The 17959-nt window shown below is 65.7% G+C and carries 14 protein-coding genes; 13 read left to right on the forward strand and 1 reads right to left on the reverse strand.

Features of this window, described 5'->3' with window-relative positions:
• Window positions 1–35: 35 nt before the first annotated feature.
• A complete protein-coding gene (locus GX444_01550) occupies window positions 36–713 on the reverse strand; it encodes a TetR family transcriptional regulator (GenBank protein ID NLH47268.1) in 678 nt (225 codons plus the stop codon).
• A 359-nt stretch (window positions 714–1072) separates the two neighbouring features.
• On the opposite strand from GX444_01550, the gene GX444_01555 reads away from it, so the two are divergent.
• From GX444_01555 to GX444_01615, 13 genes are all read left to right on the forward strand, one after another.
• Entirely contained in the window at window positions 1073–4036 is a 2964-nt protein-coding gene (locus tag GX444_01555) for a formate acetyltransferase (protein ID NLH47269.1), read from the forward strand.
• Window positions 4036–4944 carry a glycyl-radical enzyme activating protein gene (locus GX444_01560; GenBank protein NLH47270.1) on the forward strand — a complete coding sequence of 303 codons (909 nt, stop codon included), beginning with the start codon at window positions 4036–4038 and terminating at the stop codon, window positions 4942–4944. Before GX444_01555 ends, GX444_01560 begins: the two co-directional genes overlap by 1 nt.
• A gap of 160 nt (window positions 4945–5104) precedes the next feature.
• Entirely contained in the window at window positions 5105–7720 is a 2616-nt protein-coding gene (locus GX444_01565; GenBank protein NLH47271.1) for a bifunctional aspartate kinase/diaminopimelate decarboxylase, read from the forward strand.
• Window positions 7721–7814: 94 nt separating this feature from the next.
• Window positions 7815–8675 (forward strand): ABC transporter permease, encoded by an 861-nt coding sequence (locus tag GX444_01570; GenBank protein NLH47272.1) that lies wholly within the window; start codon window positions 7815–7817, stop codon window positions 8673–8675.
• A 3-nt stretch (window positions 8676–8678) separates the two neighbouring features.
• Complete coding sequence (locus tag GX444_01575) at window positions 8679–9938, forward strand: ABC transporter ATP-binding protein (protein NLH47273.1); 1260 nt, start codon at window positions 8679–8681, stop codon at window positions 9936–9938.
• 1 nt (window position 9939) lies between these two features.
• Window positions 9940–11481, forward strand: coding sequence for a glycosyltransferase (locus GX444_01580; protein ID NLH47274.1), 1542 nt, complete (start codon window positions 9940–9942; stop codon window positions 11479–11481).
• Between the two features lie 128 nt (window positions 11482–11609).
• The gene (locus GX444_01585; GenBank protein NLH47275.1) at window positions 11610–12011 is read left to right on the forward strand and encodes a hypothetical protein; all 402 of its coding nucleotides are present in this window, start codon (window positions 11610–11612) and stop codon (window positions 12009–12011) included.
• On the forward strand, window positions 12011–13129 hold the full coding sequence (locus GX444_01590; GenBank protein NLH47276.1) for a DegT/DnrJ/EryC1/StrS family aminotransferase: 1119 nt from the start codon (window positions 12011–12013) through the stop codon (window positions 13127–13129). Before GX444_01585 ends, GX444_01590 begins: the two co-directional genes overlap by 1 nt.
• Window positions 13126–13899, forward strand: a complete 774-nt coding sequence (locus GX444_01595) for a class I SAM-dependent methyltransferase (protein ID NLH47277.1) — start codon at window positions 13126–13128, stop codon at window positions 13897–13899. Before GX444_01590 ends, GX444_01595 begins: the two co-directional genes overlap by 4 nt.
• A gap of 39 nt (window positions 13900–13938) precedes the next feature.
• Entirely contained in the window at window positions 13939–15042 is a 1104-nt protein-coding gene (locus GX444_01600; protein NLH47278.1) for a glycosyltransferase family 4 protein, read from the forward strand.
• Between the two features lie 12 nt (window positions 15043–15054).
• On the forward strand, window positions 15055–15798 hold the full coding sequence (locus GX444_01605) for a class I SAM-dependent methyltransferase (protein NLH47279.1): 744 nt from the start codon (window positions 15055–15057) through the stop codon (window positions 15796–15798).
• Between the two features lie 73 nt (window positions 15799–15871).
• Window positions 15872–16924, forward strand: a complete 1053-nt coding sequence (locus tag GX444_01610) for a glycosyltransferase (protein NLH47280.1) — start codon at window positions 15872–15874, stop codon at window positions 16922–16924.
• Between the two features lie 5 nt (window positions 16925–16929).
• Window positions 16930–17958: a glycosyltransferase family 1 protein gene (locus GX444_01615; GenBank protein NLH47281.1), complete on the forward strand. Its 1029-nt coding sequence runs from the start codon at window positions 16930–16932 to the stop codon at window positions 17956–17958.
• The last annotated feature ends 1 nt before the right edge of the window (window position 17959 follow it).

Raw genomic sequence — 17959 nt, forward strand, 5'->3', positions numbered from 1 at the left:
GCAAATGAATTGAGAAGCCGGCGGCGAAAACCGCCTTATCTTTTCCGCTTGCCCGCGCGGCCGCGGGCGCCGGCGGTTTCCGCGGCGCGCGGGACGGCGGCCGGCGGTTGGGGTTCGTCCCCGCGCATACCGAATTCCATGATGGACATCGCTTCCTCGCCCATCCGCTTCAGGTCGCTGCGACAATCGCTTTGGTACCATTCGCGCAGGATGACCTTGAACAATCCCATGATCGCCCCGGCCAGGAACCGCGCCCGGCGATCGGTCATTCCGGAATCGCCGCCCCGCGTGATCAGTTCCGCGGCGATGATCGCTTCCCAGTCCTCGTCCATCTTGTCGCCGCGCGCGATCAAGGTCGGCGATTTCTGGATGATGCGCTGTTGAATCAGGTGATCTTCCCGCGCCGCGTGGTATTGCTCGGCCATGGTCATGGTGGCGCGGCGGATCGCGTCCATCGCCGTTTCCTGACCGCGATTTTCGGCCAGCAACCGGCGAAAATATTCCAGGTAGATTTCTTGATGCGGAAAAACGACCAAATCCTTGGAAGGAAAATAACGGAAGAAGGAACGGCGCGAAACCTCGGCGGCCTCGGCGATCTCGTCGACCGTCGTTTCCTCGAATCCCTTTTCGATGAACAGTTTCATCGACACCTGGATCAAGGAGTCGCGGACTTTGGCCTTTTTCCGTTCGCGCAGGGAGCTATGATTCAGCATTTCCTGAGTATAATTCTCTAGACACTGAGTGTAAATAGACACCGGTGAAAACGACAAATCTTGGGGATCATGAGCCGTGCCGGCCGGCGGCGCGACCTGGTGAATATCCGGCCGATTTTTCATGAATCGCTGCTCCGTCCCTGTTTTCAGCCCTTGGCGACCCCGAACCCGAATGGCGGGACGCGGGTCGACAACGGCCAAGCCGTCTTGAACAAAATCGTAATATATAATGCATTAGGCACTCGGTGTCAAAATATACCGAGGGACAGAATATGGAATGGCCTTTCGTCTCCCGGTCCGCCGCGGCATCGCCACCGGGCGGATTTTTGTTACACTACGGTTTGAAAGCGAGGTCCGTCATGCCCGCGCGAACCGGACGAAATTGGCTGGTGCCGCTGTTGCTGCATCTGTTCGCCGCCAATTACGGGTGGCGGCCGCGCCTCCGCCGGTACCTCAAAAGCCGCGACGGGTGGATGGATTTCACCGTCGGCTTCCGCACGCTGGACGGGACGATCCGCGCCGGCTTGCGCTTCCGCGACGGCCGCGTCCAGGTGCTCGGCGACGCGCCGCCGGACGCGGATACCGAATTGTGCTTTCGCGACAAGTCGGTCATCCGAAAAATGCTCCGGTTGCCGCCCAACGAGGTGATGAACCTGCTGTTGCGCAACGAGCTGTCGATTCGCGGCAACCTGGCGACGATGAGCAAGTTCAATTTTCTCCTCTCGGTTTTGCTGGAGAAAAAGCACCGCCGGATGGCGGCGCGACAGGCGGCCGCCCAGCCTGACGGCGACGACCGCCCGGCCGATCGCGAGGGTTCGGCCAAGCTGGCCGCGCGGCGCCGCGAACGCCTGCCGGGCAAACCGACGGACGCCGTGCGCCATCTCGACGATCCCTACCTGGCGGAATATTCCCTCGACGACTTCCCGCGCCTGCGAAAATTTCTCAACCTCCACTTCACGCAAAAACCGGAAATCTGCGCCGAACGCGCGGTTTTGCTGACGCAATGGTTCCGGGAAAACGGCTTTGAAACCGACGCGCAAGGCCGGCCGTGGGTTCCGGTGCTGCGACAGGCCGCCGCGTTCCGCTTTTTCATGGCCCACAAAACGCCGCGGCTGCGCGCCGACGATCTGCTCGCCGGCACGACGACCGCCAAGGAAATCGGCGTGGTGCTTTATCCGGACACGCACGGCACGATGATCTGGGGCGAACTGCTGTCGGCGCCGTACCGGCCGTTGAATCCCTACGATATCAGCCAGGAAACCCGGCGCGTCCTGCACGAGGACGTTTTCCCTTATTGGGAAAAGCGCAACGTCCGCGAAATCGTCCGCCGCCGCTACCACGCGCCGCTCTGCCAGCAGATGGACGAGCGCTTCGCCGTCTTTTTCCTCTGGAAGACCGTCGCCGTCTCGCACACCATCCCCGATTTTCCGCGGCTGCTGCGCCTGGGTACCGAGGGGATGATCGCCGAAATCGAAGCCGAGCCGGTCGTCGCCGGACCGGCGGGCGAGGAAAAATGCCACCTGCTGGAGGCGATGGCGACCGTGCTGGCCGGCGTCAACGATTACGCTGACAACCTGGCGCGCCAGGTGGCCGCGGAAGCGGCCGCGGAGCCTGACGGCCCCCGCCGGTCGGAGTTGCTCGCGCTGGCCGCCATCACCGCGCGCGTGCCGCGCCAACCGGCCCGCACCCTGCACGAGGCGCTGCAGGCGATCTGGACGATGTGGCTCGCGCTGCATCAGGAGAACACCAACGCCGGCCTTTCGTTGGGCCGGCTCGATCAATGGCTGCAACCGTTTTTCGCGGCCGATCTGAAAGCGATCGCCGATCCGGAGGCGCGGCGCGCCTACATCCGCCGGGCCATCGAGCTGGTCGGCTGTTTCTACCTGCGCTGCACCGATCACCTGCCCCTGGTGCCGGACATCGGCAATTTCCTCTTCGGCGGCAGTTCATCCGACCAGGCGATCACCCTGGGCGGCGTGACGCCCGCGGGCGCGAACGGCGTGAACGACATGACTTATGTCTTCCTGAAGGTCACGGAGCTGCTCAACATCCGCGACCCCAACGTAAACGCCCGTTTTCACCCGGGGATCAACTCCGACGATTACCTGCGGCGGTTGTGCGAGGTCAATTACCTGACGGCCGCGACGCCCTCGCTGCACAACGACCGCGCCGTCATGGCCTCCTTGGCGGAGTTCGACTATCCGCCCGAGCATTTGCGCGACTGGTCGGCCACCGGCTGCGTCGAGCCGACGCTGGCGGGCCGGCACATGGGCCACACCAACTGCATGATGATGAACATGGTGGCGGCGCTGGAAATGGCGCTGCACAACGGCCGCCACCCGCTGATGAACTGGGATCTCGGACCGAAAACCGGCCCGGCGGACAACGCCACCTTCGCGACGTTCGATCGTTTCTTCGCCGCCTTCGCCGAGCAGTATCGTTTTCTCATCGATCAGGCCTGCGAATACAACAATTTGCTGGGCACGGTGCACGGCGAGGTCCGCCCGACGCCGCTTTTGTCGTCGTTGCTCGACGGCTGCCGCCAATCCGGCCGCGACGCCTCGCGCGGCGGCGCGCGCTACAACACCTCGGGCGCCGCCTGCATCGGCCTGGCGGACGTCACCGATTCGTTGCTGGCGATCAAGACGCTGGTGTACGACGCCCGGAAGGTGTCGCTCGCCGAACTGCGACGCGCCGTGGACGACAACTTCGCCGGCGCGCCGGCCTGGCGGGCGCTGGCGTTGAAAAAGGCGCCGAAATTCGGCTCGGGCGATCCGGAGGCGCTGGCCATGGCCGATCGCGTCACCCGGCTGACGCACGACGCCTTCGCCGCTCAGGCGAACTACCGCGGCGGCCGGTACACGGCAGGGTTCTGGTCGATGTCCAACCACGTCGCTTTCGGCTGCCTGAGCGGCGCCCTGCCCTCGGGCCGGCTCGCCGGCAAGCCCTTCACGCCGGGGCTGACGCCCGTGCCGAACGCTTCCGAAAACCTGCTCGATCCGATCCGCGACGTGGCGGCGCTGCGGCCGGAACAGATGAACAACAACATCGCCTTCAACGTCAAAATCGTGCCGGGCCCGCGCGACACGCACGCCCAGGCGGTGGATAACATCCGGCATTACGTGAAGACCTATTTCGAACTCGGCGGCATGCAGATGCAGTTCAACGTCGTCACCTCGGCGATCCTGCGCGACGCGATGGCGCACCCGGAGGACTACCGGAACCTGCTGGTCCGCATCTCCGGCTACAACGCCTATTTCGTGACGCTCAATCGCGACCTGCAACTCGAGCTGATCCAGCGCGCCGAGTACGGGATCTCTTGATGCCCGCGGACTTCGCCGCCGAACCGCTGATCCTCGACGTCAAGCACAACTCGCTGGACGACGGCCCGGGCATCCGCTCGACGGTGTTTTTCAAGGGCTGCCCGCTCGATTGCGCCTGGTGTCACAATCCGGAAAGCAAATCGCCGGAAGCCGAGCTGGCGGTGGATCCGGCCGCCTGCGTCAACTGCGGCGCCTGCGCGGCGGCCTGCCCGCACGGCGCGATCCGGCCGGGCGCCGTCGACCGCGACCGCTGCCGGCGCGATTTCCGCTGCGCGGCGGTCTGCCCCACTGAGGCGCTGCGGCGGCTGGGCCGCTACCGGCCCCCGGCGGAAATCCTCGCCGAGTTGAAGCGCTACCTCCCGTTCTTCCGCAATTCCGGCGGCGGCCTGACGCTGTCGGGCGGCGAACCGACGCTCTACCCGGACTACGCCGCCAAGCTGCTGCGCGGGGCGAAGCAACTGGGCATTCGGACGTTGCTTGAAACTGGCGGTTTATTTGACTTCACCCGTTTCCAGGAAAACCTTTTGCCCTGGCTGGATGCGATCTATTTCGATTTGAAACTGATGGATGACGGCCAACACCGCGAATTCTGCGGCGCGCCCAACGGGAGAATCCTGGATAATTTCCGCCGCCTGGCGGTCGTCGCGCGCACCGGCTTCTTCCGGCTGCTGCCGCGCGTACCGCTGGTGCCCGGCCTCACCGACACCGACGAAAACCTGGCGGCGATCGCCCGTTTTCTGGACGACTGCGGCGTCCGCCGGGTCGATCTGTTGCCCTACAATCCGACCTGGACGCGCAAAGCCGTGCTCATCGACCGGCCGACCCGCCTGGCGATCGAACGCTGGCAAACTCCGGACGAACTGGAGCGCTGCCGGCGGGCTTTCGCCGGCTTCGCCATCGAACGGTAGACGAACGGGGAAAAAAGTTTCGCCCCGCCGAAAAAAACGTTGACCCTCCGGACTCAAGCGGGTATAGGTCGCAACTTAAATCAACGTGATTTTTCACCCGGCAACCTGAACGAAAAAAACGAAAATTCGGCATCCGAGAAAAGGAAGGAACGGGACCATCATGAGCCAGGATCTCCGCTGGGTGGTGATCAAGTTCGGCGGCACCAGCGTTTCCACGGTCGAGAATTGGCGGACCATCGCCGGCATCGTTCAGTCACGGTTGGCGGCGGGGCCGCGGGTGTTGGTGGTCTGCTCCGCCCTCGCCGGCGTCTCCAACAGCCTGGAAAAATTGCTCGAGGAAGCGGCCGGCGGCGATTCGTCCGGGATTTTCGACGCTTTGCGCGACAAGCACCTGGCGCTGGCCCGCGAGTTGGGGTTGGACGGCGAGACGCTGCTGCAGAATTCGTTTCTGGAGTTGTCCCGCCTGGTGCAGGGAGCCGCTCTGGTGGAGGAAGTCAGCCCGCGGCTGCACGCCCGGGTGATGGCTTACGGCGAGTTGATGGCCACCCGGCTCGGCGCCGCCTACCTCAACCTGCAGGGCCTGGCCACCACCTGGCACGACGCCCGCCAATCCCTGGTCGCCGAAACCAAGGAACACCAGGGCATCCGGCAGCACTTCCTTTCCGCCACCTGTTGTCACACCGACGATCCGCTGCTGCGCGAGCAATTCGCCGCCTACGGCACGCCGGTCGTGCTGACGCAAGGGTTCATCGCCCGGGACGCCGGCGGCGAGACCGTCCTGCTGGGCCGCGGCGGATCCGACACTTCGGCCGCCTATTTCGCCGCCAAGCTGGGCGCCGAGCGCTGCGAAATCTGGACCGACGTCCACGGCATCTTCACCGCCAATCCGCGCGAGGTGCCGACCGCGCGCCTGCTCAAACGACTCGATTACGAGGAAGCGCAGGAGATCACCTCGATGGGCGCGAAGGTGCTGCACCCGCGCTGCCTGCCGCCCGTCCGCGAGGCCAACATTCCGCTGCACATCTACTGCACCTCGCAGCCGTCGGTCGAGGGCACGGTCATCACGTCCGACGTCGCGATGCCCAGCGCGCAGGTCAAGGGGATTTCCTCCAAGTACCAGATCACGCTGATTTCGATGGAATCGCTGGGGATGTGGCGGCAGGTGGGTTTTCTGGCCGATGTGTTCGCGGTCTTCAAGCGGCACGGCATTTCGGTCGACCTGGTGTCCACGTCGGAAACCAACGTCACCGTGTCGCTGGACAACGTGGCCAACGCGCTCCACCCCGACGCCCTGCAGGCGCTGGTCCGCGACCTCGAGGTTTTCTGCGCGGTGCGCAAGATCGGCCCCTGCGCGTCGGTCAGCCTGATCGGCCGCCGGATCCGCACGATCCTCAACCAGCTCGGCCCGATTTTCGAGGCGCTGGGCGAGGCGCGCATCCACCTCGTCAGCCAGGCGGCCAACGACCTGAACCTGACCTTCGTGGTCGACGAAAATCAGACGCAACGACTGGTTGACGTGCTGCACCAGCAGCTCTTCGAGCACTCGCGCAACGAGAGCCTCTACGGACCGTCGTGGAACGACCTCTTCGAGGAAGACACGCAGCGCAAAGCGCCGGCGCCCAAACCCTGGTGGCGCGAGCGGCGCGACGAATTGCTGGCCCAGGCGGCGGCGGAATCGCCGCTTTACGTCTACGACGAGGAAACCCTGGCGGCGGCCGTCGAGCAGTTGCAGCGCCTGACCGCCGTGGCGCGGATTTTCTACTCGATCAAGGCCAACCCGTTTCCGCCGATTCTGCGCTTCTTTCACCAGGCCGGCCTGGGCTTCGAGTGCGTTTCGCCGGGCGAGGTCGAATTGCTGCTCGACCTGTTTCCCGAACTGGACCGCCGGCGCATCCTGTTCACCCCCAACTTCGCGCCGCGCCGCGAATACGAAACCGCGCTGCAGCAAGGGGTGCTGGTCACCCTCGACAATCTGTTCCCCTTGCAGCAATGGCCGGAGGTGTTTCGCGGCCGCGAAATTTTCGTGCGCCTCGATCCGGGCATCGGCCGCGGCCATCACCACCACGTCAAGACGGCGGGCAGCCATTCCAAATTCGGCATCATCCCCGAACAGGTCGACGCCCTGTTGGCCCTGATCAAAAAACTGGGCGTGCGGATCACCGGACTGCATGCCCACACCGGCAGCGGCATTCTGACGCCCGACAACTGGCGCGAAACCGCGTCCTTCCTGGCGGCGATCGCCGAGCGCATCCCGACCGTCCGCACCCTCGACGTGGGCGGCGGCCTGGGCGTCGTCGAAAAGCCGGGGCAACTGGCGCTCGACCTGCAAAAGGTCAACGCCAACCTCGCGCAGGTGAAGGCCGCGTATCCGCAGATCGAAATCTGGCTCGAACCTGGGCGGTACCTGGTGGCGCATTCCGGCGTGCTGCTGGCCCGCACCACGCAAACCAAGCAGAAAAACGGCGTCCATTACATCGGTATCGAAACCGGCATGAATTCGCTGATCCGGCCGGCGCTTTACGGGGCCTATCACGAGATCGTCAACCTGACGGCGCTGGGCAAGACCAAGCGCGTCAAGGCCAATATCGTCGGGCCGATCTGCGAATCGGGCGACGTGCTGGGTCACGAGCGCAGCATTCACGCCGCCAAGGAAGGCGACGTTCTGCTGATCGCCACCGTCGGCGCCTACGGCCATTCGATGAGCTCGCACTACAATCTGCGGGCGCCGGCGCGGGAAATCCTGCTGGCGAAACGCGACCTCGCCAAAGCCAGATAAATCCACGCGCCGCGTCGACCGGCGGCCGGTGGATTGTCCCGGACCGCCGCATTTCCTAAAATGAAAAATCACCATCGTGAGGGGAGGATTTTCGCTGGAGCCGTCCGTAGCCGGAAGAACCGACAACGCGCCGCCCGCCCGGCTCACCGTCATCGCGCCGCCTTCACGGTTCGTGCCGGTCGATCCGGCGGAACTGTGGTCGTATCGCGACCTGCTGTACTACCTGACGCTGCGCGACATTCAGGTCAAATACAAGCAGACGGCCATCGGCGTCGCCTGGGCCGTGTTGCAACCCCTGGTTTCGATGATCGTCTTCACCCTCTTTTTCGGCAAACTGGCCGGCCTGCCCTCGGAAGGGGTGCCCTATCCGGTCTTTTCCTTCGTCGGCCTTTTGCCCTGGACCTACTTCGCCACGGCGCTGCAATTCGGCAGCACCAGCCTGGTGACGAACGCCGGCCTGGTGCAGAAGGTCTACTTTCCGCGGCTGCTGTTGCCGGCCGGTTCGGCGATCGCCGCCCTGCTCGATTTGTTCATCGCGATGCTCTTCTTGCTCGTGCTGCTGGCCGCCTACGGCGTTCACCCGACCGCGCGCGTGTGCTGGTTGCCCGCGTTCGTTCTGCTGGCGTTTCTGACCGCCCTGGGCTGCGCGCTGTGGCTGGCCGCCGTCAACGTCAAGTACCGCGACGTGCAGTTCGCGATCCCGTTCCTGATCCAGGTCTGGCTCTTCGTCACCCCGGTGGTGTATCCCAGCAGCCTGGTGCCGCCGTCGCTGCGCCTGCTCTACGGGCTCAACCCGTTGGTCGCGGTGGTCGAGGGTTTCCGCTGGGCGCTGCTGGGCAAGCCGTTTCCGGCGACCGGCATGATGATCGTCTCGACGCTGGTCGGCCTCGGTCTGCTGATCGGCGGCGCCTATTACTTCCGGCGGATGGAAAACGAATTCGCCGACGTGGTGTAACCGATGAACGACGACTTCGCCATTCGCGTCACGGGCCTGGGCAAGCGCTACCGGCTCGGCGCGACGACGGGCGGTTACGGCACCTTGCGCGACTCGCTGGCCGAACTGGCCCGGCGGCTCGGCGGCTCGGCGACCGCGGCCCCGGAACCGGCGCCGTTCTGGGCGCTGCGCGACGTCTCGTTCGCGGTACAGCGCGGTGAGGTGCTCGGCATCATCGGCCGCAACGGCGCGGGCAAGAGCACGCTGCTGAAAATTCTGGCGCGAATCACCGCGCCGACGGCGGGGCGCGCCGAAATCCGCGGGCGCGTCGGTTCGCTGCTGGAAGTGGGCACCGGGTTCCACCCCGAGTTGACCGGCCGCGAAAACATCTACCTGAACGGCGCGCTGCTCGGCATGACCCGCGCCGAGATCAAGGCGAAGTTCGACGAAATCGTCGCCTTTTCTGAAATCGAGAAATTTCTCGACACGCCGGTCAAACGCTATTCCAGCGGCATGTACGTCCGCCTGGCCTTCGCGGTGGCGGCGCACCTGGAGCCCGAGATCCTGCTGGTCGACGAGGTGCTCGCCGTCGGCGACGCGGCCTTCCAGAAAAAATGCCTGGGCAAAATGAGCGACGCGGCCGGCGGCGGGCGGACCGTGCTGTTCGTCAGCCACAACCTCGGCCTGATCCGCGAACTGACGCCGCGCGCCCTCTGGCTGCACGACGGGCAATTGCGCTACGAAGGCGAAATCAGCCAGGCCATCGAACGCTACCTGTCGCACGGCCTGGCGGCGCGCGAGGCCGAGGTCGACCTGACCGACCATCCGAACCGCCTGCCGGGCATGAAAAAAATCCTGCGCGCCGTCCGTTGCCGCCGCCCCGACGGTTCGCCGGCCGAGGACTTTTCCCAGGACGAGGACATCGTGCTGGACATCGAATACGATTCCCCCGTCGTCCGCCTCGCCGGGATCGGCTTTCACTTCCGCACCTTCGAGGGCGTGCGCGTCGGCGGTTTCAATTCCTATATGGGCGCGCCGCCGCCCTACCAGTTGCCGCCGCGCGGCGTCGTCAGTTTTCGGATGCCGGCTCGGCAGTTCACCCCCGGCGCGTACCTGGCGACCGTTTCCCTCGGTTCGCACCCGCAGGCCTTGGAGGATTGCGTCGAGAACGCGATCGGCTTCCACCTGCACCCGGCGGACATCTACCGCACCGGCTACCTGTTGACCAAGGAAGACGGCGTCGCCGCGCTGAACGTGCAAATGGAAATTCACGAGGTCCGCTGAAATGATGGGCGCCGGACGATTCGACTCGTGCCGCCGGTCATTGGCCCGCTTGGGCGTGAAACGAATCGCCACCCACCTGACACCGGCCGAGCAGGAAGTCCTTTTTGCCCTTGCTCGCGCCTTGCCGTCCGGCGCCGTCGTGGTGGAGATCGGCAGCTACCTGGGCGCAAGCACGACCTGTCTGGCGGCGGGCGCGCGCGAAAGCGACGGCCGGGTTCATGCCGTCGACACCTGGACCAACCGGGCGATGACCGAGGGCGAGCGCGACACCTTCGCCGAATTCAGCGCCAACACCGCGCCGCTCGCCGCGTGGATCCAACCGCACCGCGGCGAATCGGTCGCCGTCGCCGCTTCCTTCGCGCCGGCCGTCGATCTGCTTTTCGTGGACGGCGATCATTCCTACGCGGGCGTCGCCGCCGACCTCGCGGTCTGGCTGCCGAAAATGAAACCCGGCGGTTGGATCGTTTTTCACGATTACGGCTGGGCCGAGGGCGTGCGGCGGGCCGTGCGCGAACAGGTCGCGCCGCGCCAGATCGAGGGCGGGCGCCGGCGGGACACGCTGTACTGGACGCGGATCGCACCGCGCGCCGCCGAACCGTCGCTGGCCGTTTCGGTCATCGTTCCCACCTGCGACCGCGCCGCCTCGCTGGCCCGCACGCTGGAAACCCTCGACCGGCAGGCTGAGCCCGCGGGCGGCGGCGAAATCATCGTGGTGGACAACCGGCCGAACGACGCCGTCCGGCAGCGGGTCGAAGCGGCGCGGGCCGGCGCTTCCTGGCCGATTCGCTACCTCGCCGAAAATCGTCCCGGTCTGCATCAGGCCCGCCACGCGGGCGCGCGGCAGGCGCGGGGCGCCTTGCTGGTTTATGTCGACGACGACGTCGACACGCCGGACGGCTGGCTGGCGGCCTTGCTGGCGCCGTTCGCCGATCCGCTCACGGCGGTGGTCGGCGGCAAGGTGACGCCCGGCTACGAGCAGCCGCCGCCGTCCTTCGTCCAGGAGTTATCGCCCGACAACCTCAGCCTGCTGGACTTGGGCGCGGCGCCGCTCGCGTTGTCCTGGCCGCGGATCGCCTTCGGCTGCAACCTGGCGATTCGCCGGGACGTCTTGTTCGAGGCGGGCGGCTTCCACCCCGACGCCATGGGCGAGGGACGCGATCTCTGGCAACGGGGCGACGGCGAAAACGGACTGCAACAAGCCGTGTACGAACTGGGCTACCGGATCGTCTACGAGCCGCGAGCGGCGCTGGTTCATCGGATTCCCGCCGCGCGGTTGCAACCGGAATATTTTTGCCGCCGGCGCTTTCAGCAAGGGTTGAGCGACTCCTACAGCCAAATCCGTGCCCGCCCCGCGCGCTTCCGCCTGCCGCTATTTGCCCTGCTCTACCTCGGCCTCGGCCTGGCGGTCTGGCGCCCGCGCAACGTAGCGGCCCGTGCGGCCGGCCGCTATTGGCTGGGCCGGGGGCTGCACCAGGCGCGCGCTTGGCTGCGACCGGCCCTTTATCGCCACATCCGGCAAGACACTTACCTGCTTTCCGAGTGAACCCGACGGCGCGAAAAGGGCGGCAGGCCTATTGCGCAAGCCGTGTCGGCCTGGGTACGATGATCGGCGGGGACGGATCGTTTTTCCGTAATTTTTTGATACGGCCTTTCGCGGGAGATGCGGCAACCATGGAATACGTCGAACACATCACCTGGGACGGCAAACCGTTGGCCTACATCATCAAGGCCGCCCTGCTGCCCGACCGGACCACCTTTCTGACGCCGCCGGAATTCAAGCAACAGGTGGGCTATGTCGTTTACCCGGCCGGCGGCGAAATCGCCCGCCACGTGCACCGGGATCTCGAACGCCATCTGGTCGGCACCTCCGAGGTGCTGGTGGTCAAATCCGGCCGCTGCCTAATCGATGTTTACAATGACGCCCGCGAACTGGTCGCCACGCGCGAGCTGCTGCCCGGAGACGTGATGCTCATGGTCGGCGGCGGCCACGGCTTCCGCATGCTGGAACCGACCGTGCTGCTCGAAATCAAACAGGGCCCCTACACCGGCCTGGAAGAGAAGGAACGGTTTTGATGATCCCGGTCAACGAACCGTCGCTGGGCGAGCGGGAGCTGGCGTACGTGACCGAATGCGTCCGCACCGGCTGGATTTCCTCGGCCGGGCGGTTCATCGAGGAATTCGAAGCCGCCTGGGCCGCCTATTGCGGCCGGGCCCACGGCGTCGCGGTCGCCAACGGCACCGTCGCCCTGCAACTGGCGGTCTCGGCCCTCGATTTGCAACCCGGCGACGAAATCATCATGCCGACCTTCACGATCATTTCCTGCGCGCTGGCCGCCGTCTACAACGGCTGCGTGCCGGTGCTGGTCGACGCCGATCCTCGCACCTGGTGCCTGGACGTGGCGCAGGTCGAGGCGAAACTCACCCCGCGCACGCGGGCGATCATGCCGGTTCACCTTTACGGCCATCCGGTGAACATGGAACCGCTGACGGCGCTGGCCCGGCGGCACGGCCTGGCGATCGTCGAGGACGCGGCCGAGGCCCACGGCGCCCAATGCCGGATCGGCGGCGATTGGCGGCGTTGCGGCGGGTTCGGCGACTTGAGCGCCTTCAGTTTTTACGCCAACAAGCTGGTCACCACCGGCGAGGGCGGCATGGTACTGACCGACGATCCCGCCCTGGCCGAAAAGCTGCGCCGGCGGCGCAACCTTTGTTTTCAGGGGCCCCGCCGCTTTTTACACGAGGAACTGGGCTTCAATTTCCGGCTGACCAACCTGCAGGCCGCGCTCGGCCTGGCGCAGGTCGAGCGGATCGACGAGATCGTCGCGCGCAAACGCCGCCAGGGCGCGGCTTACACGCAGCGGCTGCGGGGTCTGCCGCAACTGCAACTGCCGGTCGAGGAGCCCTGGGCGCGCAACGTCTACTGGATGTACGGCCTGGTGGTCGCCCCGGACGCCGGCCTGGACGCCGGCGAACTGGCGCGGCGGCTGCGGGCGAAGGAAGTCGAAACCCGGCCTTTCTTTCTCGGCTTGCACGAACAACCGGCGCTGCAACGGCGCGGCTGGTTCGCCGGCGAGCGCTATCCCGTGGCCGAACGGATCGCGCGGCAGGGGCTCTATCTGCCCTCGGGGTTGGCGCTCACCGACGAACAACTCGACCGCGTCGGCGCGGCCGTGCGCGAGGTGTTGCCATGAGTACCGTCTTTGGTCCGTTCTATGCCGACGCCTACGATCTGGTGTACCGCGACAAGGATTACGCCGCCGAATGCGACTTGATCGAACGCCTCTTCCGCGATTACGGCACCACGCCGATCAAGCGCGTCCTCGATCTGGGCTGCGGCACCGGCAACCATGCGATCCCGCTGGCCGAGCGCCATTACAACGTCACCGGCGTGGACATTTCAGCCGGCATGCTGGCGCGCGCGAAGGCCAAGGCGGAACAATCCACCGGGCACAAACGGCTGCGTTTTCAAGAAGGCGACATCCGGCAGATGGGGGCGATCGGCCAGTTCGAGGCCGTGCTGATCCTCTTTGCGGTGCTCGGCTACCAGATCGACAACGCCGAGGTCGCCGCCACGCTGGCGACGGCTCGCCGCCACCTCGCGCCCGGCGGCCTGTTGCTGTTCGACGTCTGGCACGGCCCGGCGGTGCTGCACCAGAAACCGACCATGCGGATGAAAAAAGTCGAGACGCCCGACGGCAACATCTGGCGCGCCACTCACGGCGAACTGAACATCAACCGGCACACCTGCCTGGTCCGTTATCGCCTCTGGCTGATCGATCGCGATCACCTGGTTCAGGAAGCCGAGGAAGATCACGAAATGCGCTTTTTCTTTCCGCTGGAACTGGCGCAGTTTCTGGATCATGCCGGCTTTGCCCTGCAGCGCCTCGGCGCGTTTCCCGACTTCGACCACGACCCGGACGAAACGACCTGGAACGCAATGGGGGTCGCGCGTGCGGGGTGACGGCGCCGCGCCTTGTCCCACCGGTCGCCGGTGGGTCGCATGATGAACCGGCTGGCCGTTTTCATCGCGCATTATTCGCTCGGCAACAGCCCGTCGATCGTCAACTTTCTCGATTTCGTTTCCGACCGTTACCAGGTGGATTGCTACCTGTTCAACGTCGCCCTGACCGACATTCCCCTTTTGCGAAAGAAAAACATCCGCGTCTTCGACCTGGGCTTCCGCCACATCGGGCGATATCTCCGCGAACGGCTGACGGCCCGCCGCCGCTCCTACGACCGATTCGTCGCTTTCGAGCCGCACGGCTTCGTGCTCTGCCGGCAGCTTTTTCCGGCCGCCCGGCCGCTTTATTACAGCCTCGAGTTGTACCTGAACGGCGACCATTCCGGCCTGTATTATCCGCGCCGCATTCGCGCGGCCGAACGCCGGAACAGCGGCGCGATCTCCGGTTTGATCATCCAGTCGGACGAAAAGGAAAAGCTGTTCCGCGCCGACTACGGGTTGCCGGACGACGTGCCGGTTTTTCACCTGCCGGTGACCTGCCGCGGCCCGGCGGTCGCCGCCAAATCGCCTTGGCTGCGTGAAAAACTGAGCCTTGGCAGCCGGCAGCGGATCGCCTTGCACCTGGGCGGCATCAACGCGTTCTTTTCCTGCCTGGAAACGGCCGAGCAGTTCGCGGCGCTGCCGGATTGGGCCCTTTATTTTCAGGGCTACGCGCAGCCGGAATACCTGGAAAAACTCCGGCGGCTGATCGCCGACCGCCGCCTGAACAACGTGTTCATCGCCGCCGAACCGTACGCCGATCTGGCGGACGTCGACCGCGTCCTGGCGGCGGCCGACGCGGGCCTGGCGTGGTACCGCGACCTGTCGCTCAACATGCGAACGGTGGGGCGCTCGTCGGGCAAAATCGCCTCCTACCTGCGGTTCGGCTTGCCGGTCGTGACCAATCGCTACCCCAGCTTGCGCGCGGCGATCGAAGCGCCCGGCGCCGGCCTCTGCCTGGAGCGGCTGGACGAGCTGCCGGCCGCCCTGACGCGCCTGGCGCCGGAACTCGACGTCCGCGCCGCCAACGCGCGCCGCGAGTACGAGGCTTACTATCGTTTCGAAAACTACGAAGCGGCGCTGGCCGCATTCATCGCCGGATAAGGAGCCGTCCGCTTGAATCGCGATCCGCAAAACCTGGCCTCGGGCGAATACTGGGCGGCGGGATACCGGCGCCAACCGCTGCAGTACCGGCCCGAGCGCGTCTGGTTCGCGGATTTGTTCGCGCGCTATTTTCCGGCCGGCGGCACGTGTTTCGAGGTCGGCTGCTATCCGGGCGACTACCTGATTCATCTCGGCCGCGCCTTCGGCTACACCGTGCACGGCATCGATCAAACACCCGCCACCGCCGCGCTGGCCGAGCATTTGCGCGCCCACGGCGTCGCGGTCGGCCGGATCCACCAGGGCGACTTTCTGTCGTTCACGCCGCCGCAACGGTACGAGGCGGTGGTTTCGGTCGGCTTCGTCGAGCATTTTTCGGACTTCGAAACCGTCATCCAGCGGCACGCGGATCTGCTCGCGCCGGGCGGCACGCTGCTGTTGGCGGCGCCGAATTTCCGCCGGATGCAATACGTTTTTCACCGGCTGTTCGACCGCGAAAACCTGGAACGGCACGTGCTCGCCGCGATGGACCTGTCGCGCTGGCGGGAAATTCTCGCGGCGCGGTCGCTGGAAATATTGTTCGCCGATTACTACGGCACCTTCGATTTCTGGATGGACGCCGAGCGCCCGTCGCTGGTCAGCCGCGTCGCGGGGCAGGCGCTTTACCGCGCCGGAAAAGCGATCAGCCGGCGCGTTCACCGGCCGACGCCGAGTTGGTCGCCCTTTCTGGTGATCGTGGCGCGCCGGCCGGCGGCTTGATAAAACCGCGGGAAACGGGCATGAGCAGGGAAAGACGAAAAACGAGCGGCCCGCGATCCGCAGCGAGAACGCGATGAAACTGCTTCTGGCAACCAACGTCGCCTATTGGCCGTCCGTCGGCGGCTCGGAAATGGTGCTGCAACGCATCCTCGAAGGCGTGCGGCCCGGCTTCGACCGGGTGGCCGTTTTCGTTCCGGGAGCCGCGCCCGGCGAGCACAACGGGATCGAAATTTTCCCCTACTCGCTGCCGGCGCTCTGGCGTTTCGCGCTGCGCCACCGCCCCGACGTGTATTTTCCGAACATGGTCCACAGCCCCTTGACCTACCGCAACCTCGCCGTCGTCAGCCGCCTGGCGCGCCGAACCGTGGTGAACCTGATCGGCGGCTACGCGGCCGACGCGCCGCTCGCCCTGCGGCGCCGCCTGTTGCGGAAGGTCGAAAAGTACGCCGATCTGGCGATTCACGTCGATCCGCTCGGCGCCGAATACCTCATCGACCGCGCCGTCAATCCGCACGTCCCGTATCATTTCATCACCCAGGGGCTCGACTTCGCGGAGCTGGACCCCTATCGCGGCCGGGCCGGCGCGGGCGCCGAAAAATATTTCGTCTTCGCCCACAACCTCTGGACCTGGAAGGGCGTCGACGTTTTCCTGGAGGAGATCGTCGCACGGCTGCCGCGGCTGACGTTCGCGATCCTGGCCAGCGACCGCACCGGCGATCGCATCGTTCAGACGCGGGAGGCGGCGGCGCGTTACCCGAACCTGAAATTGTTGCTCGGTTTACCCCGGCCGCAATTTCTCGCGGCGCTGTCGCAGGCCAGCGGCATCATTTCCACCAGCCGGGTCGAGGGCGCGCAGCCCAATATCCTGCTCGAAAGCGGCTACCTGGGCGTGCCCTATCTGTCGCTTTGCCCGGGACAGAATTACGGGCATTACCCGCACGTCGAGATGTACCCATCGGCCGCCGAACTGGCCCGCCGCGTGGAAAGCGCGGGCGTCGAACTGCCGGCGGAAAAACAGGAATCGCTCGCGCGGGCCCGGGCGCACTTCGCGCAGGATCGTTACCGCTGGTCGACGGTGATCCGCGAATACGAAAAACTGTTTCAAGCCGACTCTTCGAACGAGTGAAACCGATGCGATTGTTCGTTTGCGGCGCTTATCATTATTACGGCCTGCCGACGGCCGTCGAACCGCAGTACTACTATCTGGTCAAGGTTCCCCAGGCGCTCGGGCACGAAGTGCGGTTCTTCGATTTTCACGCCGCGCCCCGGCGCGGCCAGCCCGCGATGCGCGAAGCGTTTCTGGCCGCCTTGCGCGATTTTCCCTGCGACGCCGTCTTCATCGCCACGCACCGCGACGAATTCGACCGCGACACGCTGACCGCCGCGGCCCGCCTCGCGCCAACCTTCGCCTGGAACAGCGACGACGAATGGCGCTGGACGGATTACTCGGCGCCACGCGCCGATTGGTACACGTTCATGGTCACCAATTCGCCCGACGTGTACGAAACGCAACGGGACGCCGTCCCCAACCTGCTGCATGCGCAATGGGCCTGCACCGGCTTCTGGAACGGGCTGGCCGTCGCCAAGGACGTCGATTTTTCGTTCGTCGGCCAGGTCTACGGCGAACGCGCCCGGCAAATCCGGCAACTTCGCCGGGGTGCCGGCCTGATCGCGTTCGGCCTCGGCTCGGGCAATCCGGCGCCGCTGCCCGACGGCGGTTTCCGCCCGCCGTCGCCGTTCCGGCGCGCGATCAGCGAATGGAGCCCGTCGCTCGCCTATCGCCTGTTCGGCGGCTTCGACACCCTCGACTTCGCGCAGGTCAACGGCCTGTGGAACCGCTCGCGCGTTTCGTTCACGCCGCTCGATTCGTCGCGCGGCGGCGCGCGGCAGATCAAGAGCCGCGTGTTCGACATGGGCCTGAGCGGCACGCTGATGCTGGCGCACCGGGCGCCGCGGCTCGACGACTACTACACGCCGGACAAGGAATACGTGCCGTTCGACACCCTGGAGGAATGCCTGGACAAGGCCCGCTACTTTCTGGAGCATGAGGCGGAACGGGCGCGCATCGCCGCGGCTTACGCCGCGCGGACCCAGGCCGAGCATCTCTGGAGCCACCGCATCAACGCGGTATTGCGCGCGGCGGGGTTGTCGCGCGGTTAGC

The organism is Myxococcales bacterium, from assembly GCA_012517325.1.
Taxonomy (GTDB): Bacteria; Lernaellota; Lernaellaia; order Lernaellales; family Lernaellaceae; genus JAAYVF01.